The following is a 19910-nucleotide window of genomic DNA, read 5'->3' as shown; positions in this document are numbered from 1 at the left end:
AATTAAGATAAGAGGTTATAAATATGAAAGTAAATATACCTGAAGATATGCAAGAAATTCTTAGTGAATTTTTAGTTGAGGCAGATGAGATAGTAGAACAACTTGATAATGATTTAATAGAATTAGAAGAAAATCCAGAAGATGTAAATCTTTTAAATAAAATCTTTAGAGAGATCCATACTCTAAAAGGTGGTGCTGGTTTTTTAAATTTAACTACTATAGTAGAGATAGCTCACAAAATAGAAGATATTTTTAATAAACTTAGAAACAATGAATTAAAATTAACATCTTCAATGATGGACGTTATTCTTGAAGGAATAGATAAATTAAAAGAAGGTTTAGAAAGGTTGAAAGAAGAAGATGAAATACCAGATGAAGAAGAAATTCAAGATATAGTTTTAAAACTTCAAGCCATATTAGAAGGTAAAGAAATAGAGAATAGAACCTCAGACTCTACTGAAAATAGTAAATTTTCTCAAAAAGGTTTTGAAGAATCTATAGCAAATTTTGTATTCAAAGAAGGTGTTGATGATGATATTAAAGAGTTAATCTTAAAGTTTGGTGCTAAAGATTTAGCAGAGCTTTTAGAAGATATTATTCTTCTTCCTCCAGATGAAAGACCTTCTTTAGAAACTATAGAAAAATTAGAAAAGTTAGTAAACGAAGGCAAAGATATTAAAGATCTTATTGAAATTAAAGAAACCAAATCTGAGTCAAAAAAGAAACCAAAAGAAGAATTAAAAGTCGAAGAAAAGCCAAAAGAAAAGCAAAAAGTTTCAGAAAAACCAGTAGAAAAAAAAGCTGCTGAAAAGAAAAAGAAAGCTGAGAAAAAGGAAGATGTAATAAGAGTTGATGTAGAAAGAGTAGAAACTCTAATGAATTTAGTAGGTGAGCTTGTTCTTGATAGAAACAGAATAGTTAAACTTGCTTCTATATTACATGCAGAATCAAAAAAAGAAGATAGTAATATTGAAACACTTCTAGAAGCTATTACGGCTATGAGTAGAACTGTTAGTGATCTTCAAGATGCAATAATGAAACTTCGTATGCAACCTGTTAAAAAAATATTTAGTAAATTCCCAAGAATTGTTAGAGATTTAGCAAAAAAATTAAATAAAAAAGTTCAACTAATACTTGAAGGAGAAGATACAGAAATAGATAGAAGTATTTTAGACAAATTAGAAGATCCTTTGATTCACTTAGTTAGAAATGCTATAGATCATGGTATAGAAACACCAGAAGAAAGGTTAAAAGCTGGAAAACCTGAAGTAGGAACTATAGTATTAGGGGCTTATCAAGAAGGAGATAGGATTATTATTTATATAGAAGATGATGGTAAAGGTATAGATCCAGAAAAAGTTAAACAAAAAGCCATAGAAAAAGGTTTAATTACTCCAGAGCAAGCTGAAAATATGTCAGATAAAGAAGCATATGAATTGATATTTATGCCAGGTTTTTCAACTGTTGAAAAAGTAAGTGAGGTATCAGGCCGTGGAGTAGGAATGGATGTTGTTGCATCTACAATACATGCATTAAGAGGGAATATAGAGATAGAAAGCGAACTTGGTAGAGGTACAAAGATTATTATGAAACTACCTTTAACTGTTGCTATTATTAGAACCCTTATGGTAGCAGTAAATGATAGAATTTTTGCTATTCCTTTATTCTCTGTAGTTGAGATTGTTAGATACAAGCCGGAAAATGTTAAACAAGTAGGTCATTTTAAATCTTTATTGCTTAGGGATGAGGTGTATATATTATTTAATCTAAACGAGCTTTTTGAAATAGAAGATAAAAAAGAAAAAAAATATGTAGTTATTGTTAAAGTTGGAGAAAAAAATATAGCAATTGCTGTTGAAGAATTATTTGGAGAAGAGGAAATCGTTATAAAACCTCTTGGAGATTTATTAGAAGATGTGAAAGGAATAGCAGGGGCAACTATTACAGGTGATGGTAAAGTGGTACTTATAGTTGATCCAAATTCATTAATAAATGATATGAAAAATCAATTAGTAGGAGTAATTTAAAATGATGCAGCATAATTCTGAAGAAATGCAAATAACAGGGATAGAAGAAATAAAAGAAGAAACAGTTCAAGAAGAAAGAATTATTACATTTAAGTTAAATGAAGAGCTTATAGGAATCAATATAGAAGACGTTACGAAGATAACAACGGATGTTGAAATAACACCAGTACCAAAAACTCCTATATATATATTAGGGGTAATGAATTTAAGAGGTAATATAATTCCTGTAGTATCTTTAAAAAAGATGTTTAATTTTTCGACTCAAGAAGAAAATATAGAATCAGCAACTATTTTAGTAGTAGAAACAGAATTAGGACAAATAGGTATTTCTGTTGATAATATAGAAGGTGCAGTAAAAATACATGCTACAGATATACTTCCACCTCCTATGAATGCAATAGGAATAGATCCTGAGTATATTAAAGGTGTTGTAATGTTAAATGAAGAAAAACTTCTTATACTTTTAGATGTTAAGAAAATATTTAATAGGGATAAGAGATAGGAGCTTATTATGGCTAAAAAGGATTTTTTACCTAAAATACTTGAAACAGGCTCTAACGAATTAGAAATTATTGATTTTAGAATGTATGAGAAACTTGATGATGGAAGTATTTATGAATGGGTTTTAGGTGTTAATGTAGCAAAAGTTAAAGAAGTTATCCTTAAACCTTCAAATATTGTAAAATCACCAGGACTACCTCCAGAAGCAGAAGGTATGGCAAAAATAAGAGATAAAGTAGTCCCTATTATAAATCTTGCAAAATGGATGAAAATAAAAGAGCCTTCAGAAGATGCTGGTAAATATGTTATTGTAATGGAGTTTTTAAGAGAAACAATAGGAATAATCATTCATGAAGCAAAAAGAATAAGAAGGATAAAGTGGTCAGATATAAAAAGACCTCCTGCAAGTATAGATGAAAAATTAGGTGGAAAAGTTATAGGTGTTATTGAAATAGAAAATGGGCAATTACTTCTTTTACTTGATTTTGAAGGAATATTAGATGAGCTAGGAATGATAAAAATTTTTGGAATAAAAGAAGAAGTTCCTGAAGAAGAAGTTAAAAGAAAAGGTAAATTTAAAATTTTAATTCTTGATGATTCTCCTGTTGCAAGAAAGATAATAAGAGGTATTTTAGAAAAAGATGGACATGAAGTGATAGAAGCACAAAATGGTATAGAAGGAATTGATATTTTAAATAAATTTTTAAAAGAAGCTCAAGAAGAAGGTGTAGATATTACAGATAAAATTCAACTTATAGTATCTGATATAGAGATGCCTGGAATGGATGGATTAACATTTACTAAAAAAGTAAAAGAACATCCTGAATTTTCAAAAATTCCTGTTATAATAAATACTTCTTTAAGTGATAAAGCAACTACAGACAAATCAAAAATGGTAAATGCAGATGCTCATTTAGTTAAGTTTGATGCAGCAGATCTATTAAAATTAGTACATAAATATGCAGTAATTCCTAAAAAAGGAGGAAATTAATGGCTTTACCACCACCTGATATCAAATTTTTAGTAGTAGATGATATGGCTACAATGAGAAGAATAATAAGAAGCTTGTTGGAGCAGCTTGGATATAAAAATATAGATGAGGCAGAAGATGGAGCTGAAGCTTTAAAAAAGCTAAAATCTGAAAAGTATGATTTTGTAATTACAGATTGGAATATGCCAAATATGACAGGTCTTGAGCTTGTTCAGAACATAAGACAAGACCCTGAATTAAAACATTTACCTGTTTTAATGGTTACTGCAGAAGCAAAAAAAGAAAATGTTATAATGGCTATAAAAGCAGGAGTTAATAACTATATAGTAAAACCTTTTACTGCAGGAACATTAAAGGAAAAAATGGAAAAAGTATGGGATGCTATACAGAAGAAATAATTATAGGATTTTTTTATTATGGCTGAGGAAAGTAAAAATGGTAAGCTTTCAGGATTAGAAAAAGCAGCAATATTAATATCTTTATTACCTGAAGAAAAAACAAAAAATATTTTTTCTCATTTAAAAGAATCAGAGATAGAAAAAATTGTAAAAGTTATTATTTCTTTAGAACATCCAGATAAAGAGACTATTAAAAAAATAATCAAAGAAGCATTGGATAAATTAAAATCTATGGCACCTTTGAAAGTAGCACCATCAAATATAAAGAAAATTCTTGAAGAAATTCTTCCTCCAGATAAGTTAGAAAAATTATTTGGAGAAGCTCTTACAGCAGAAGAAGGGAAAGCAATTTTTAGAGAGTTAGATAAATTAGATCCTAAGCTTATAGCAAATATCCTTCAAAATGAACATCCTCAGGTGATTGCATTAATATTATCTCAATTGAAACCTCAAAAAGCTGCAGAGATAATCCAGTATTTACCAAAAAGACTTGGAGTTACTAATGTTAGAGAAGAAGTAATAAAAAGACTTGCAACCTTAGAAAAAATATCAAGTCAGATGTTAAAAACTGTAGCAGATACATTAGAAGAAGAACTTTTAAGTATAGGAGCAGGAGAAGAAGAAACATTAAGTGGTATAGATATAGCCGCTGAAATAGTAAATTCTTTACCTAAGGACTTACAAACAGAGATACTTGAAGATCTAAGAAAAGATGACGAAAAAATAGCTGAACAGATAGAAGATAGAATGTTTAAATTTGAAGATATTATCAAATTAACCGATAGAGATATTATGGAAGTTCTTAAAGCAGTTGATAAAAATGATTTACTTATAGCTTTAAAAGGAGCCCCAGAAGAGATATTAAATAAATTTTTAAATAATATGTCTAAAAGAGCAGCTCAGATGTTCTTGGAAGATATGGAGTTATTAGGACCAGTTAAAAAATCTGAAGTTGAAAATGCCCGTAAAAAAGTTATTTTAACTATAAAAGAATTGATAGAAAAAGGTGTTATAGAGTATGGTTCTGGAGAAGAAATGATTTAAGGAGAAAACATTGGCTGAGGATTTCTTATCTCAAGAAGAGATTGATGCTTTATTAGGAGAAGAAGGAAAGGAAGAAAATAAAGAAGTACCAAAAGAATCAATAGCACCTTTTGATTTTAATAGCATAGAACATATAAAAAAAGGTGGCCTTCCCGGTCTTGAATTTATTTTAACAAAATGGATAAAATCCTTCAGAGAAGAGATAAGAAAAAAAATCCAGTCTATAGATATGACATCTATAACAGATGTTTACACTACAAAATTTAATGATTTTATGTTAAAAATACCACTTCCAGCTAGTTATAGTATATTTTCTATGAAGCCATTAAAAGATAATAGTTTACTTGTTCTTGATTCAAGATTAGTATATACAGCAATAAGTGTTATATTTGGGGGACCTCCTAAACCTTTTAAAGTAGAAGGTAAGGAGTTTACAAAATTAGAGACTAAAATAGTAAAGCAATTTGTAACAGAAATTTTAACTACGTTTGAAGTAGCCTGGGAAGATGTTTATCCATTAAAAATGGAATTAAAATCAATAGAACTAAATCCAAATCTTGCAAGGATAGTTTCACCAACAGAAAAGGTAATAATAGTACAAGTATCTATTGATTTTGGTGGATATGAAGCACCTTTTTTCTTTTGTTTTCCACAAAATATGTTTTTACCAATAAAAGATTTAATATATTCTGAAATTCCCCAGTTAGGAAAAGATTTAGCTTGGGAGAAAGATTTAGAATATAAAATAGTTCAATTAAAAGTGAAACTTTGGTTAGAACTTTGTAAAGAAAGTTATAAAATAAAAGATATTTTAAACTGGGATATAGGGACAGATTTAAGATTTGAAGTTTCTACACAAGATTTACTGAAAGTATATGTTGAAGATAAGCCTAAATTTTTAGCAAAATTAGGAAAGAAAAAAGGAAAATATGCAATAAAAATAAAAAAGTTATATGAGAAAGGAGAAAATAATGGCTGAAGAAAATCAAAATATAAATCCAGAAGAAGAATCTTCAAAGCAAGAGCAAGAAAATCAAGATTTAAATCAAGAAGACTTAGCAAAGCAATGGGAAGAAAGTTTACAACAACAGGAAAAAAAACAAGAAGGAAGTTCAGATGAAAATCAGGAAGATTTAGCTAAACAATGGGAAGAGGCTTTGCAACAACAAAATGAAGAATCAAATGATAATCAAGAAGATATAGCAAAACAGTGGGAAGAGTCTTTACAACAAGAAGAAGGAAAACCCACAGAAAAAGAAAATATTCAAGGTATAAATATTCCTGGCATAGATAATGAAAAATTAGAAATGCTTCTTGATATTCCTCTTGAAATAAGTGTAGAAGTAGGAAACAAAACTTTAACCCTTGAAGATATCTTAAAATTAAATTCAAATGCAATTGTTGAATTAGATAGGTATATAAACGAGCCTGTAGATATAAAAATAAATGGAAAATTAATTGCTAAAGGTGAGCTTTATACTGTCGAAAATAATTTTGGTATAAAAATTACCAATATTGTTACAGTACAAGAAAGACTAAAATTTTTAATGGAAAATGGTGGTGAATAAAAAATGTCAGTAAATTTTCAATCTTTATATGTTTTAGCTTCTGGAGGAGAAAGAGCTTTTGAACAGCTAAATACAATTTCTAATAATATAGCTAATGTAAATACACCCGGATTTAAAAAAATTCTTCTAAAAGAAATGAGTCAAAAGATACCAGATAATCCAGGACAATCTAAGGAACTATTTATATTCCCAAGATTTGAAGATACACCTGTAGTTTTAAGTCAAGGAAGTATAAGAAAAACAGATAATCCTTTAGATTTAGCAATTAATGGAGATGGTTTTTTCAAAGTAAAAGTTGGTAATAAATCTATCCTTACAAGAAATGGACATTTTCATATAGATAAAGATGGTTATCTAGTAGATACTAATTATAACTATATATTAGATAAACAAGATAAAAAAATAAAGTTAGATCCAACTAAAGATATAACTATCTTAGAAAATGGAGATATTTATCAAGAAGGCAATTTAGTAGCAAGCTTAAATATTTTAAATTTTTATTCTGTAAAGCCAATAGGAAGCTCTTATTATACTCCTAATGGAAATCCTAAGGATGCTAACTTTAAAGTACTACAAGGATTTTTAGAAAATTCAAATGTAAATCCTATAAAATCAATGGTTGAGCTTATTAATGCCCAAAGAAGAATGGAAATGTATGGAACAATGATGAGAAGCTTAGATAGTTTGCAACAAAAAAGTAATGAAATAGGAAAAGCTTAAAGGAGGATTTATTATGATTAGAGCATTATGGACATCAGCAACAGGTATGGAAGCTCAACAAACAAATTTAGATGTAATATCTAACAATATTGCTAATGTAAATACTGTAGGTTTTAAAAGAAGTAGAGCAAATTTTGAAGATTTAATATATCAAAACTTAAAAGATCCTGGAGTTTTAAGCTCAACAGAAACAAGAGTGCCAAGTGGAATACAGATAGGACTTGGAGTGAAACTATCTGATGTATCTAAGGAGTTTTCTCAAGGAAGTTTAAAGAAAACAGATAGACAATTTGATTTAGCAATTCAAGGAAGAGGATTTTTCAAAATAGAACTTCCAGGTGGTGGAGAAGCTTATACAAGAGCTGGAAATTTTAATGTTGATAATGAAGGTTATCTTGTGACACCTGAAGGATATAGATTAAGTCCTAATATTCAAATTACATCTCCCGAAACATTAGTTAGTGTAACTATTAGTGAAAATGGAAATGTTATTGCTGTAAGGAATCAAGGTGGAACTCAAACTACAGAGGACTTAGGACAAATAAAATTATATAGATTTATAAATCCTTCAGGTCTTCAAGCAGTAGGACAAAACTTGTTCAAACAAACAGATGCTTCAGGAGATCCTATAGAAGGAGATCCAAATACTGATGGATTTGGGAAAATAGCTCAAGGTTTTCTTGAAATGTCTAATGTTAACATAGTAGAAGAAATGATAAATCTGATAGTAGCTCAGAGAGCTTATGAAATAAATTCAAAAGGTATTACTACTGGTGATGAAATGCTTAGAACAGTTAGTACACTTAAAAGCTAAACTTTTTTTAATTTTACTATTAATAATATTTAATTTCTCTTATGGAAAAATAATTATTGAATTTAAAGGAGTTTCTTACGTAGATTCTCCTTCTATTACCTTAAAAAATATAGCAACTGTAAAATCTGAGAACAGAAATCTTTTAAACTACTTGAACTCTATTAAAATAACAGATTTAAAAAAAGAAAAAGAAAGAATTTCAAAAGATTTAGTATTAAAAAAACTTGAAGAAAATTATATATCACCTACGGATATAGTTATAAAAGGTAATTTTACAATAGTAGTAATAAAAAAAACAAAAGTAGATCAAGCTTTTCTTAAAGATGAAATAAAAAAATATATATCAAATCGTTATAAGAATATTAAAATAGAAAATGTAAATATACCTAAGGTTAACTTAATATTTCTTGGCAAACCTAAAATAAAATTTGAAGAAAAAAGAAAAACAGATAGATATATATATTTTGATATTTATATTAATAACAAAAGAATTTCTGCTACAACAAGGTATTATCAAGTAAAAAAAATAGTGATTGCAAAGAAATTTATTCCAAAAGGAAAAGAAATAACCTTAGATGATATAAAATTAGCAGAACATAAAATAAAAAAAGATGAAAGATATTATTCAAATATAGAAAATGCTATTGGAAAGAGAGCAAAATATAGTATAAAAGAAGGAGAAGCAATTACATATAAGAATATAGAAGATATTCCATTAGTAATAAGAAATACTAATGTAGAAGTGATATATATACGAAATGATTTTATAGTAAAAATTATTGGTAGAGCTCTACAAAATGGTAAGTTAAAAGATATAATAAAAGTTAGAAATTTATCTTCAGGGAAGATTATACTATGCGAAGTTATTGGAAAGAACAAAGTAAGATTTATATCTGGAAGGGATTAGCTTTAATAATTGGATTAATTTTTATAAGTTCTTGTAGTTCAAAAAAGGAAGTATATAAACCTCTTTTTAATCCAAAACCTCCAGATATAAAAACAGAGAATATAAAAAGATCTGATGGATCTCTTTATACAGGTTATGACAACCTATTTTCAGATGATAAAGCAAGAAAAGTAGGAGACGTAATTACAATATTAGTTCAAGAAAATATTACAGGACAAGGAAGTGCAAATACACAATCAGATAGAGATTCAAATGTAAATTTAGATTTTCCTTCCCCAACATTAATGGGTAAACCTATTGTTAATAAAACACCTATTGCAGGAGTAACTGCAGGTTCAAAATCATCATTTAAAGGATCAGGGGATACCCAAAGAAAAGCAAAACTTATTGCTACTATAACTGCAAGAGTTATTAAAGTCTATCCAAATGGAAATTTATTTATAGTTGGTAAAAAAATAATAAAAATAAATGAAGATACTCAAGTATTAAGAATATCTGGTATAGTAAATCCAAATTATATAAATCAGGATAACTCTGTATTATCAGATAAAATATCAGATATGTATGTTGAATATAATGGTAAAGGATTTATAGCAGATAATCAAAGACCTGGCTGGCTTGCAAGATTTTTAGTAAAAATATGGCCATTTTAAGGTATAGGTATGAAGAAGATTATATTTTTATTTATTATTGCTTTCACATTTTCAGCTTTAGCAGAAACAGAAGTAAAAATAAAAAATGAAGTCAATGTTGTTGGCGTTAGACCTAATTTCTTAGTCGGATATGGTATAGTAGTTGGTTTAAATGGAACAGGAGATGGTACTACAAGTAGATTTACATTATTAAGTATTGCCAATATGCTTAGAAAAATGGGAATATATATAGATCCTGCACAAGTAAAAACAAAAAATGCAGCTGCTGTAATTGTAACTGCTTCTTTACCACCTTATGCTAAAAGTGGTATGAGATTTAACGTAAATGTTGCATCCTTAGGAGATGCAAAAAATATTGGAAATGGAGTTTTAATAAGAACTCCTTTAATGGGACCTGATGGAAAAATTTATGCTTTTGCACAGGGGCCTGTTTCAACAGGTGGAGGATTTTCAGAATCTAATAAAGGTGGAAAAATTCAAAAAAATTTCCCAACTACTGGAATTATAGTAAATGGAGGAATAGTAGAAAGAGATTTACCTTTTAACTTTGAAAATAAGAAAGAGATAGTATTAACACTGAAAAATCCTAATTTTGATACTGCAACCAAAATAGAAAAATCTATAAATAATTATTTTGGAGCAAAAATAGCTAAAGCTATAGATGTTTCAACTGTAAAAGTAGAAATTCCATCAGAGATAAAAGATAAAGTTGCTTTTTTGAATGAAGTATTAAACCAAAAAATAACAGTAAGCAATGATCCTGTTGTCGTTATAGATGAAAGAACAGGAACAGTTATAATGGGTGGAGATATAAAACTTGATACACCTATTTATGTTTCTCATGGAAATATTTATGTAGAAGTTACTAAAACCCCTGTTGTTTCTCAACCTCCTCCTCTTTCTGCAGGGGCAACAGCAACTACTACACAGGTAAAAACAAACATAAAAGAGGAAAAAGGAAGAATTTTTGGTATTAAATCTCCTACTTTAAAAGATTTAGTAGATGTTTTAAATACAGTAGGAGTATCTCCAAGAGACTTAATAGCAATTATACAAGCTATAAAAGAAGCAGGGAAAATACATGCGAAAATAGAGGTAATGTAAATGAAAATAACATCTAATAATGTAAAAGCTTACTGGGATATTCAAAATTTAGATACAAAAAAAGATATTGATAGTGTAGCTAAAGAGTTTGAAGCTATGTTTATAAGAATGATATTAAAAGAATTTAGAAAAACTATTCCTGAAGGTATATTTAATAGCTCTTTTTCTTCAAAAATGTACTTAGATATGTTTGATATGCAGATAGCAGAAAAAATTTCAGAATCTGATTCTGTAGGATTGAAAGAATATATAAAAGAAGCTATATCTAAGTATAATATGTATTCTACAGAAAAATAATGGAAAATATATTACCTATTTTTCTGAAGTTTCAAAAATATTCAGATGTAATAGTTATAGTTTTAATCCTTGCAATACTTGGAGCAATGGTTCTCCCTGTCCCACCATTGCTACTTGATATACTTTTAACATCAAGTATTACTTTTTCTTTAGTTATATTAATGTCAGTTATTTATATAAATAATCCTCTTCAACTTTCTTCTTTCCCTTCTTTACTTTTACTTGCAACTCTTTTTAGACTTTCTTTAAATGTAGCTACTACAAGAAGAATTTTACTACATGGAAATGAAGGTGTTGATTCTGCAGGACAAGTAATAAAAGCATTTGGAGAATTTGTAGTAGGGGGGAATTATATAGTTGGTATTATAGTTTTTATTATACTTGTAACAATTAACTTTATAGTTATTACAAAAGGTACAGAAAGAATATCTGAAGTGGCAGCAAGATTTACCTTAGATGCTATGCCCGGTAAACAAATGGCAATAGATGCAGATTTAAATGCTGGAATTATTGATGAAAGAGAAGCTCAAAAAAGAAGAGAGCAGATACAGCAAGAAGCAGATTTTTACGGAGCTATGGATGGTGCAAGTAAGTTTATTAGAGGAGATGCAATAGCAGGAATTATAATTACCTTAGTAAATATTATAGGTGGTATTGCCATAGGTATTTTTCAACATAATATGGATTTACAGTCTGCTTTAAAAACTTTCACTATATTGACTGTTGGTGATGGCCTTGTATCTCAAATTCCTTCATTAATAACTTCAACAGCAGCAGGCTTGATGGTAACAAGAGCAGTAGCTAAAGAAAATTTAGGCTTTGAAATTGTAAAAGAACTTACTTCATTCCCAAAAGCTTTATATATGGCTGCTACTGCTTTATTTATAATGGGAATTGTTCCTGGTATGCCAACAATTCCATTTTTCTTACTTGGAGTAATACTTGCAATAACAGGCTATATGATGCAAAAAAGTTTAATAGAAAAAGAAAAAATGGAAGAAGAAGAGAAAGCCAAAGAACTTTTAAAAGAAGCTCAAAAAGAAGAAGAGGAAGAAGAGATAGATATACAACCTGAACCTATAACCTTTGAGATAGGATATGCTCTAATTCCTTATGTAGATGAATCTCAAAATGGTGAAGTAATAAAAAGAATTAAATCTTTAAGAAAACAGTTATCAAAAGAACTTGGTCTTATAATACCATTAGTACATATTAAAGATAATTTGGAACTAAAACCAGGAGAATATAGAATATTAATAAGAGATATAGAAGTAGGAAAAGGAGAGATAGAACCAGATCATTTGCTTGCAATAGATACAGGAAATACAAAAGGTAGTATTGAAGGTAAAAAGACAAAAGAACCTGCTTTTGGACTTGATGCATACTGGATTAAACCAGAATTAAAAGATAAAGCAAAAATGCTTGGATACACAGTAGTTGATATTCCTACTGTAATTATTACCCATTTATCAGAAGTAATAAAAAATCATGCATATGAAATTTTAGGAAGAGCAGAAACAAAAGAGCTTGTTGATACAGTAGCTAAAAAACATCCAATAATTAAGGATATTGTTCCAGATCAAGTACCTTTAAATATTTTACATAGAGTCTTACAAAATCTTCTTAAAGAAGGAGTACCAATTAAAGATTTACTTACAATAGTAGAATCTTTATCTGACAATATAGTTAAAACTAATGATCCTGATTTATTAACGGAGTTTGCTAGACAAGCATTAAAGAAAGTAATTACAAAGCAATATGCAACAAATGGTACTCTATATGCAGTTAGCTTATCACCAGAAATAGAAAATAAAATCCTTGAAAAAATTAAAGAAGCAGAAGGGGATCTACCTCCATTAGATGTAGGGTTTATTCAAAACTTAGTTAACCAACTTTCCCAATCTGCCGAAAAATTCCTTATGAATCAGGCAAAGCCAGTATTAATTACATCTCCTGTAATTAGGAGATATGTAAAACAGATTATAGAACCATACTTGCCAAATTTTGCTGTTTTATCGTATAGTGAAATTGATCCAAAAATTAAAGTAAATATTTTAGGTTCGGTGAGATAAAATGGAAATTAAAGTTTATGAAGGAGAAGATTTACAAAATCTAATAGATACGGCAAAACAAGAACTTGGAGAAAAAGTAAGAATCTTATATTATGAAGAATATTTTGAAAGAGTATGGTGGTTACCTTTAAAGAAAAAGAAAAGATATAAGCTATTTGTAGAAAAACAACAAGAAGAAGAAAAAAAACCAGAAATTGATTTTGATGAAATTATGGAAAAAATGGAATCTTTAATAGAAGAAAAAATAAAACAAACATATCCTATTACTGAAAAAACTGATATTGGAGTTAAATCAGATATAGAAGACTTTAAAGAATTTACAGGAGAAGCATTAGATCTAATAAAACTTTTAACAGAGAAAGGAGTTCAACCAGATGTAGCTAAGAAAGTTATAGAATCTGCTTGTGGTTTAGATATTGAATCAGGAAAAATGGATTTAAATACATCAACTTATGAAGAAGCATTAATAAAAGGAATTGAAGAAAATATTAAATTTTCTGTAGATTTTAATGTTGAAAATAAAGATAATAGTTTTAGAGTTATATCTTTTGTAGGACCTACAGGAGTAGGAAAGACAACTAATTTATTTAAAATAGCATCAAATTTTATTCTAAACAAAAACCTAAAAGTTGGAGTAATATCTACCGATACTTTTAAAGTAGGTGCTATACAGCAAGCAAGATTTTATGCAAATATTTTAAATATACCCTTTTATACAACTGCAGATTCTAAGAATTTAAGGGAAACATTATTTAAAATGTCTGATATGGATTTTGTTTTTATTGACACTGTTGGAAGAAGTCATTATGATGCTTGGAAATTAGGAGAAATCAAAGAAATTTTAAAAGGAAGTGTTGATTGGTTAGACAGCGTTTTAACAATAAGTTGTAATTTTAATTATCAAGAAGCTATAAATGTAATTAACAATTACAAAAGATATTTTCCAATAAAATATATTCTCTTTACAAAAATAGATGAGACTTCCACGCCAGGTATACTATTAAATATTCCAATAAAAACAGGATTGCCAGTTTCTTATATAAGCACAGGACAAAAAGTACCAGAAGATATAAAAATATTAACACCAAAATTAATAGCTTCTTACTTATTAGAGGATTTTAATGAATGAGCAAGCAAAACAGTTAATAGAGCTTGTAAATAAGAAAAATGCAGAAATAAATAGTAAGTTTATATCTATTACATCAGGTAAAGGTGGAGTAGGGAAAACAACATTTGCTACTAATTTTGCTTATATACTGGCTAATAAATTTAATAAAAAGGTTCTTCTTATTGATGCAGATATGGGTATGGCAGATGTCCATATAATATTAAATATTAGACCTGAAAATAATATAAAAAATCTATTAAGTGGTAAAAAACCTTCAGAGGTAATAATAAGAACAAGAGGAATAGATATACTCCCAGGTTTTTCTGGAATAGAAAGTATTAGCGATCTTGAAGATTATGTAATTGCAAGGTTAATACAAGATTTATCAAATTTTTCCCAAAAATATGATTATGTAATTATAGATACAGCTGCAGGAATAAGTACAAAAGTAAGTTCATTTGTAAGGGCATCAAGCAAATCTTATGTAATATTTACCCCAGAGCCAACCTCTTTAATGGATGCTTATGCTTTAATAAAATCTTTATACAAAATTTATAGATATGGTAATTTTAAATTAGTTGCAAATATGTGTAAAAATAAAAATGAAGCATTAAACAGCTATGAAAGATTAAATAATTTGGCAAAAAAATTTTTAAATAAATCTTTTGAGTTTCAAGGATGGGTATTATTTTCTCAAAATGTACAAAAAGCAATAAGACAGAAAAAGCTAATATCTGAAGAATATCCTTCTGATGATTTTGTAAGAAATTTAATTAACATTGCATCAAAAGAAACTCAGGAAAAAATAGAAGTTTCTGATGAAAGTTTTTGGCGTAAAGTTTTGAAATTCTTAAAAAATAAATAAGGAATTATGCAACTAACAAAAGAAGAAAAAGATAAAATCATCTTAGATAATTTAAATCTTGTAAAGAAAGTAGCAAGTAAAATCTATTATAGAATTCCAAAAGGAGAAATAGATTTTGATGAGCTTGTAAATATAGGCGTAATAGGTTTAATGAAAGCATTAGATAATTACGATGAAGATAAAGCAAAATTCTCAACATATGCATATATAAGAATTAGAGGTGAAATTTTAGATTATTTAAGGAGTATAGATATTGTTCCAAGAGGTATAAGAGATAAAATAAAAAAAGAAGAAAAACCTATTGATGAAATCATGGATATGCCTCTTTCAAATTCAGCAATATTTCTAAGTATAGAAAAAGCAATAGGTAATAGTGAAAATTTAAAATTCGTAGATACTTTAAAATCAGATATGGAATCCCCGGAAGAGTATGCACAAAAAGTAGAATTAAGAGAAAAAATAGAGGCAACCTTAAATTTATTAACGGAAAACGAAAAAAGGGTTATTCAGATGATTTTTTTTGAAGAAAAAGATTTAAAGGAAATTTCAGAAAAACTAGGTATATCCATAGGTAGAATTTCACAGCTCAAATCTCAAGCTATAAAAAAACTTAAAAATATATTTAAATATTAAAAGTTATTGACGAAATATAATCCATAAGCTAAATTAGTCATATAAATTATGAATACTGTAAAAATAAAAAATCTGCTTTTAAATAAGCTATTTATAAAAGAAACAAAAAAATCTAATAAGCCTGTAAAAATAAAATTTGAAGAAGCATTAGATTTTTTTACAAAAAAAGAATTCCTAAAGAAAACGAGTAAAGAAAATACAAATGATTATATAAAGTATTTCAAAAACTACCAAAGAAATTTGATAATAAATAAAAAATATAATAAATCCTATAAAGAAAACATTGACGATAATAAAATCCTTAAAATCACTGAAAAAAAGAACAACCTAAAAACAAATGAAAGAACTTTTAGGCTACTAAATAAGAAAAATAAAAGAATAACTAATCAAGATAAAATTGAAAATTTCTTAAAGTCAAAAAAAACAATAAATATAGCTAATGAAAAACATTTAACTAATATTGATAACAAATCTAATAGTAAAAATATAAATATTATCTCAATTGAAAATAACCAAACTATAAAGAATACAAAGGACTTAAAAAACACTGAAAATAAAAGAATAATTTATCAAGATAAAACAAAAAATACTTTCAGTACTAATGAAAGATACTTTAATAATATTAATAATTCTAATGATTTTATCTCAAGTAAAGGCAATAAAATTGTTAAAAATATAGGAAAATTAAAAAATACTGAAGATATAAAACTAAATTTTACCAATAAAAATAATCAAGATAATAAAATTAGCTTTAAAATTTCTGATAAAAAAATAGAAAAAATTCTTCAACATCAAGAACCTATAAATAACAATATATTAAATATAGAGAATCATATAAATAAAACTTCTAAAAAACAAAAAGATTTAAAAATAGACAAAGGCTTAAAAGATAAACAACTTTCATATAATGAAGAACAGGAAAATTTACCATTAATTAATTTAATTAATACTGGAAATGTTAATTCAAAACACAAAACTACTAAAATTAAAACAGCACATACAAAAATCAATTTAGAAAAGCTAAAAACTCACAAATCCGTAATTATTTATAATCCTGAAATTAAAAAACAAACAGATAATTCTAATATTTCTTTTTCAAAGTTCATAAAAAAACAATCAAATACTAACTTTAACTTATCTAATAATACTTTATTTTTAAATAATTTAAATCTTAATCAGAAGATTAAGTCTACTAAAAAAACAGAAGTTAATGTTTCTAAAACTATAAAACAGTTAGCAGATATAATAAAATCAAAAACTATAGTAATTAATAAGAAACATATAAATAATAAAGGAAAAGTTTATCCAACAGATAATAATATACATCAGCTAAAAGCTAAATATTATAATAAACATAAAAGTTATTTTTATTTTTCAAAAATAGATAAAAATTTTAGTTGGAAAGAAGATAATCAAGCAATATCAACTAAAGAAAATATAAATAACTCTTTTAATGAGATTAATAAAAATATACCTACAAACCTTATAACTCAAAATATACAAAAAGAATTGAAGAAAACATATAAAATTGAAAACGATAATACTCAAGCATCCATTTCAACTAATAATGATTTTTCCTTTGATCAAGGGTTAGATAATAATTTTGAGATTCAACACATAAATCAAGCAGAAAAAATAGAACATATTCAGTCTTTAAAAGAGAATATAAATAAACTATTGTCAGTAAAATTAAATATTGAAAATATATCTATTAGGGCAAGTTTAGTAAATCAAAAACTTAATATTGCCATATATACTCAAACCTTTGGAGATATAAAAACAATGAAAGAAGAAATAAAATCTATAATACAAGAATATGGTTTTAAAGAGTATAAGCTTGAAATAAAATCTAAAGATGAAAAAATATCTTTAAATTCAAAAGGTAAAGCCAGAGAAATAAATGTTAAAGTATAAATTTTTACTTATAGTAGTTATCACAGGTATATTCTTCAATTTAGCATATTCAGTAGAAAAAAAATCGGAAAATTTAAATTTAAAGAAATTATACAATCAAGCATTTAGAGAATATAAAATAAAAGATTATTATTCAGCTATAGATGATTTATATAAAATTATAAAATACCCAAAAAGCCCTTATTATGCTCCTTCTTTATTTTTACTTAGTAAGATATATATAAGTATAGGAAGAAAAACAGGAATTAAAACATACCTAACAGCTGGATTATATTTTTTAAACCTTTATTTAGGAAAGAAAAAAAAGGTAGGTTGGGATTACTATTATACAAAAGGAAATTTATATGAAGTTTTGGGCTTTTATGAAAGAGCAATGTTTTTTTATAAGACATCCTTATTCATGACAAAAGATAAAAATAAGTATTATAAATCTCTTATTGGAATTCTTAGAACTGCTATATGGTATAAGAAATTAGATATAATAACACAATATGCAATTAAACTAAGTGCAAAAAAGTTATTACAAAATATACAAGACCCAGAAGTTAGATTTTTAAAAGGACTACTTCTTTTCCAAAATGGTAAATACAATGAAGCTTATAAATATCTTTATAAAACATATAAAGAGTTTGAATCTTATCTTATAGATAACCCTGAATTTTATTTTGTAGTTGCAGAAAATATGTATAGAATTGGAAAATTAGATTTTGCAAAGCAGTTATTTAGAAGAATAGTAAGTATTACCCAAAATCAAGAAATAATTAGAAAGTCTATGCTTAGGCTTGGTGATATAGACATAATACAAAAAGATTATCCAACAGCTTTTAATCATTATTATTATTTAGCAAATAATTATAAAAAAACAAAAGAAGCAACAATTGCTAAACTTAAAATAATTGGCTATAGGAATATTCCAGAATTTAATAAAAGAATCTTAAGAGCAAAAGATGAATGGTTAAAAGAACCTTTTAGGTTTGTATATTTTATCCTTATAACAAATAGAAATAACTCAGTTGGTAGATATGCTTTAGCAGATTTTGGAAATTTTATATTTAAATATAACTCAAAACTGCTTTATGATAAATTGTCTTGGGAATTATCAGTTCTTGAAATTGCAAGATTTAATTACCAAGAAAGAGAGTATATAAGAAAATTATGGAAAAAAGATTTACTAAATATTGAACCTAAATGGCTCTGTTTAGTATTTTCTTCAAATAAAAGGTTTTTTTATGAAATCTTTAATAAAGAATTCCTAATTAAAATATCACAAAGAGTTTCAAGCTGTAATAATAAATATAAAATAGAAATTTTGAAATTCTTAGTTGATAAATATAAAGATGATAAATCTAAATTTTTATTAGGAAAAGCATATTTTGAGATAGGAGAATATAAAAAATCTTTAAACATATTAAACAAAATAATAAAAAAAGATTGTAAAACAAATATATTAATTTCAAAAAATTATATAATGCTTGATAAATTGGAAACTGTAAAAAAACACCTTCCTAAAATTAGAAAATGTAAAGAAAAAGAATCTTCAATAATCTTAGCATCATATAAACTTTATAAAGATGATATAAACAATGCCTATAAGCTATTTTATAGGAATTTAGACTTAATTAAAGAAAAATATAAAAATTCTTCTTTCTATAAAAAAGTTTTAGATATGTTTGCAAATAAAACAATAAATTTTGGAAATTATAATTTACTATATCAAGTTTTAAGTAAGTTATCCGAAACTTATAAACAGGATTGCAATATAAATAGCTGGTACTTAATAACAAAAATAAGAATAAACAAGATAAATAACATAGATGAGATATATAAAAGAATAAGTAGTTGTAATAACAAATGGGCTAATATAGCTAAAAATATTTATCAAGATTTCAGGCTTTTTCAGGAGGTAAAAAAATGAGCTTTTTATTTAATGATTTAGATAAAGTTTCAGAAAAAGCATCATATTATTTAGAAAGAACAAAAATTATTCAAAGTAATATAGCAAATGCAGACACACCAAATTATAAACCTAAGGATTTAGTTTTTGAGAAAGTTTTAAATGAACAGATAAAACTGAAAAAAACAGATCCAAAGCATATATCTCCAGAAATAAAAAATGAGACTAAATTAAAAGTTGTAGAAGATGGATATTATAGTGGATATGATAAAAATAAAGTAGATGTTGATCATGAACTGGCTAAATTAGCTGAAAGCTCAATAATGTATAAAACATTAATAGAGATTATGAAAAAAGATTTTGGCAGATTAAAGTATGCAATTAAAGGGAGGTAAATAAG

Annotated in this window: 20 protein-coding genes; all 20 read left to right on the top strand. The window is 26.6% G+C overall.

Annotation, left to right across the window (positions count from 1 at the left end):
* Nucleotides 1-23: 23 nt before the first annotated feature.
* Genes CLV39_RS00555 through flgB form a run of 20 tightly spaced genes read left to right on the top strand, consistent with a single transcriptional unit; the run spans nt 24 to nt 19905 of the window.
* On the top strand, nt 24-2027 hold the full coding sequence (locus CLV39_RS00555; RefSeq protein WP_121922287.1) for a chemotaxis protein CheA: 2004 nt from the start codon (nt 24-26) through the stop codon (nt 2025-2027).
* A 1-nt stretch (nt 2028) separates the two neighbouring features.
* Entirely contained in the window at nt 2029-2529 is a 501-nt protein-coding gene (locus tag CLV39_RS00550) for a chemotaxis protein CheW (protein WP_245960261.1), read from the top strand.
* Between the two features lie 9 nt (nt 2530-2538).
* Nucleotides 2539-3519, top strand: a complete 981-nt coding sequence (locus tag CLV39_RS00545; protein ID WP_121922286.1) for a chemotaxis protein — start codon at nt 2539-2541, stop codon at nt 3517-3519.
* Nucleotides 3519-3917 (top strand): chemotaxis response regulator CheY, encoded by a 399-nt coding sequence (locus CLV39_RS00540; protein ID WP_121922285.1) that lies wholly within the window; start codon nt 3519-3521, stop codon nt 3915-3917. The genes CLV39_RS00545 and CLV39_RS00540 overlap by 1 nt, the downstream gene beginning before the upstream one ends.
* A gap of 18 nt (nt 3918-3935) precedes the next feature.
* Nucleotides 3936-4961, top strand: coding sequence for a flagellar motor switch protein FliG (gene fliG, locus CLV39_RS00535; protein WP_121922284.1), 1026 nt, complete (start codon nt 3936-3938; stop codon nt 4959-4961).
* A gap of 10 nt (nt 4962-4971) precedes the next feature.
* Nucleotides 4972-5940: a flagellar motor switch protein FliM gene (gene fliM, locus CLV39_RS00530; protein ID WP_121922283.1), complete on the top strand. Its 969-nt coding sequence runs from the start codon at nt 4972-4974 to the stop codon at nt 5938-5940.
* Nucleotides 5933-6529, top strand: a complete 597-nt coding sequence (fliN, locus tag CLV39_RS00525) for a flagellar motor switch protein FliN (protein WP_121922282.1) — start codon at nt 5933-5935, stop codon at nt 6527-6529. The genes fliM and fliN overlap by 8 nt, the downstream gene beginning before the upstream one ends.
* Nucleotides 6530-6532: 3 nt before the next feature.
* Nucleotides 6533-7249 carry a flagellar hook-basal body protein gene (locus CLV39_RS00520; RefSeq protein WP_121922281.1) on the top strand — a complete coding sequence of 239 codons (717 nt, stop codon included), beginning with the start codon at nt 6533-6535 and terminating at the stop codon, nt 7247-7249.
* A 13-nt stretch (nt 7250-7262) separates the two neighbouring features.
* Nucleotides 7263-8063 carry a flagellar basal-body rod protein FlgG gene (gene flgG / locus CLV39_RS00515; protein ID WP_121922280.1) on the top strand — a complete coding sequence of 267 codons (801 nt, stop codon included), beginning with the start codon at nt 7263-7265 and terminating at the stop codon, nt 8061-8063.
* Nucleotides 8026-8970: a flagellar basal body P-ring formation chaperone FlgA gene (flgA, locus tag CLV39_RS00510; RefSeq protein ID WP_121922279.1), complete on the top strand. Its 945-nt coding sequence runs from the start codon at nt 8026-8028 to the stop codon at nt 8968-8970. Before flgG ends, flgA begins: the two co-directional genes overlap by 38 nt.
* On the top strand, nt 8919-9623 hold the full coding sequence (locus tag CLV39_RS00505) for a flagellar basal body L-ring protein FlgH (protein ID WP_121922278.1): 705 nt from the start codon (nt 8919-8921) through the stop codon (nt 9621-9623). Before flgA ends, CLV39_RS00505 begins: the two co-directional genes overlap by 52 nt.
* A 9-nt stretch (nt 9624-9632) precedes the next feature.
* Nucleotides 9633-10727, top strand: coding sequence for a flagellar basal body P-ring protein FlgI (locus tag CLV39_RS00500; RefSeq protein ID WP_121922277.1), 1095 nt, complete (start codon nt 9633-9635; stop codon nt 10725-10727).
* Nucleotides 10728-11024: a rod-binding protein gene (locus CLV39_RS00495; protein ID WP_121922276.1), complete on the top strand. Its 297-nt coding sequence runs from the start codon at nt 10728-10730 to the stop codon at nt 11022-11024. It begins immediately after the preceding gene.
* On the top strand, nt 11024-13096 hold the full coding sequence (flhA, locus tag CLV39_RS00490; protein WP_121922275.1) for a flagellar biosynthesis protein FlhA: 2073 nt from the start codon (nt 11024-11026) through the stop codon (nt 13094-13096). The genes CLV39_RS00495 and flhA overlap by 1 nt, the downstream gene beginning before the upstream one ends.
* Nucleotide 13097: 1 nt before the next feature.
* On the top strand, nt 13098-14225 hold the full coding sequence (locus tag CLV39_RS00485) for a flagellar biosynthesis protein FlhF (RefSeq protein ID WP_121922274.1): 1128 nt from the start codon (nt 13098-13100) through the stop codon (nt 14223-14225).
* Nucleotides 14218-15069, top strand: a complete 852-nt coding sequence (locus CLV39_RS00480; RefSeq protein ID WP_121922273.1) for a MinD/ParA family protein — start codon at nt 14218-14220, stop codon at nt 15067-15069. The genes CLV39_RS00485 and CLV39_RS00480 overlap by 8 nt, the downstream gene beginning before the upstream one ends.
* Nucleotides 15070-15075: 6 nt before the next feature.
* A complete protein-coding gene (locus tag CLV39_RS00475; protein ID WP_170145574.1) occupies nt 15076-15702 on the top strand; it encodes a sigma-70 family RNA polymerase sigma factor in 627 nt (208 codons plus the stop codon).
* Between the two features lie 48 nt (nt 15703-15750).
* The gene (locus CLV39_RS00470; RefSeq protein WP_121922271.1) at nt 15751-17616 is read left to right on the top strand and encodes a hypothetical protein; all 1866 of its coding nucleotides are present in this window, start codon (nt 15751-15753) and stop codon (nt 17614-17616) included.
* On the top strand, nt 17603-19531 hold the full coding sequence (locus CLV39_RS00465) for a tetratricopeptide repeat protein (protein WP_121922270.1): 1929 nt from the start codon (nt 17603-17605) through the stop codon (nt 19529-19531). Before CLV39_RS00470 ends, CLV39_RS00465 begins: the two co-directional genes overlap by 14 nt.
* Nucleotides 19528-19905 carry a flagellar basal body rod protein FlgB gene (flgB, locus tag CLV39_RS00460; RefSeq protein ID WP_121922269.1) on the top strand — a complete coding sequence of 126 codons (378 nt, stop codon included), beginning with the start codon at nt 19528-19530 and terminating at the stop codon, nt 19903-19905. Before CLV39_RS00465 ends, flgB begins: the two co-directional genes overlap by 4 nt.
* Nucleotides 19906-19910: the final 5 nt, after the last annotated feature.

It is taken from the genome of Hydrogenothermus marinus (genome assembly GCF_003688665.1).
Taxonomy (GTDB): domain Bacteria; phylum Aquificota; class Aquificia; order Aquificales; family Hydrogenothermaceae; genus Hydrogenothermus; species Hydrogenothermus marinus.
The sequence above is the reverse complement of the archived record's forward strand: the minus strand, read 5'-3'. Positions and strand labels throughout refer to the sequence as shown.

Coding starts and splice junctions, on each gene's coding strand:
- CLV39_RS00555 (WP_121922287.1), top strand. CDS start 24: ATGAAAGTAAATATACCTGAAGATATGCAAGAAATTCTTAGTGAATTT.
- CLV39_RS00550 (WP_245960261.1), top strand. CDS start 2,029: ATGATGCAGCATAATTCTGAAGAAATGCAAATAACAGGGATAGAAGAA.
- CLV39_RS00545 (WP_121922286.1), top strand. CDS start 2,539: ATGGCTAAAAAGGATTTTTTACCTAAAATACTTGAAACAGGCTCTAAC.
- CLV39_RS00540 (WP_121922285.1), top strand. CDS start 3,519: ATGGCTTTACCACCACCTGATATCAAATTTTTAGTAGTAGATGATATG.
- fliG (WP_121922284.1), top strand. CDS start 3,936: ATGGCTGAGGAAAGTAAAAATGGTAAGCTTTCAGGATTAGAAAAAGCA.
- fliN (WP_121922282.1), top strand. CDS start 5,933: ATGGCTGAAGAAAATCAAAATATAAATCCAGAAGAAGAATCTTCAAAG.
- CLV39_RS00520 (WP_121922281.1), top strand. CDS start 6,533: ATGTCAGTAAATTTTCAATCTTTATATGTTTTAGCTTCTGGAGGAGAA.
- flgG (WP_121922280.1), top strand. CDS start 7,263: ATGATTAGAGCATTATGGACATCAGCAACAGGTATGGAAGCTCAACAA.
- flgA (WP_121922279.1), top strand. CDS start 8,026: ATGAAATGCTTAGAACAGTTAGTACACTTAAAAGCTAAACTTTTTTTA.
- CLV39_RS00505 (WP_121922278.1), top strand. CDS start 8,919: ATGCGAAGTTATTGGAAAGAACAAAGTAAGATTTATATCTGGAAGGGA.
- CLV39_RS00500 (WP_121922277.1), top strand. CDS start 9,633: ATGAAGAAGATTATATTTTTATTTATTATTGCTTTCACATTTTCAGCT.
- CLV39_RS00495 (WP_121922276.1), top strand. CDS start 10,728: ATGAAAATAACATCTAATAATGTAAAAGCTTACTGGGATATTCAAAAT.
- flhA (WP_121922275.1), top strand. CDS start 11,024: ATGGAAAATATATTACCTATTTTTCTGAAGTTTCAAAAATATTCAGAT.
- CLV39_RS00485 (WP_121922274.1), top strand. CDS start 13,098: ATGGAAATTAAAGTTTATGAAGGAGAAGATTTACAAAATCTAATAGAT.
- CLV39_RS00480 (WP_121922273.1), top strand. CDS start 14,218: ATGAATGAGCAAGCAAAACAGTTAATAGAGCTTGTAAATAAGAAAAAT.
- CLV39_RS00475 (WP_170145574.1), top strand. CDS start 15,076: ATGCAACTAACAAAAGAAGAAAAAGATAAAATCATCTTAGATAATTTA.
- CLV39_RS00470 (WP_121922271.1), top strand. CDS start 15,751: ATGAATACTGTAAAAATAAAAAATCTGCTTTTAAATAAGCTATTTATA.
- CLV39_RS00465 (WP_121922270.1), top strand. CDS start 17,603: ATGTTAAAGTATAAATTTTTACTTATAGTAGTTATCACAGGTATATTC.
- flgB (WP_121922269.1), top strand. CDS start 19,528: ATGAGCTTTTTATTTAATGATTTAGATAAAGTTTCAGAAAAAGCATCA.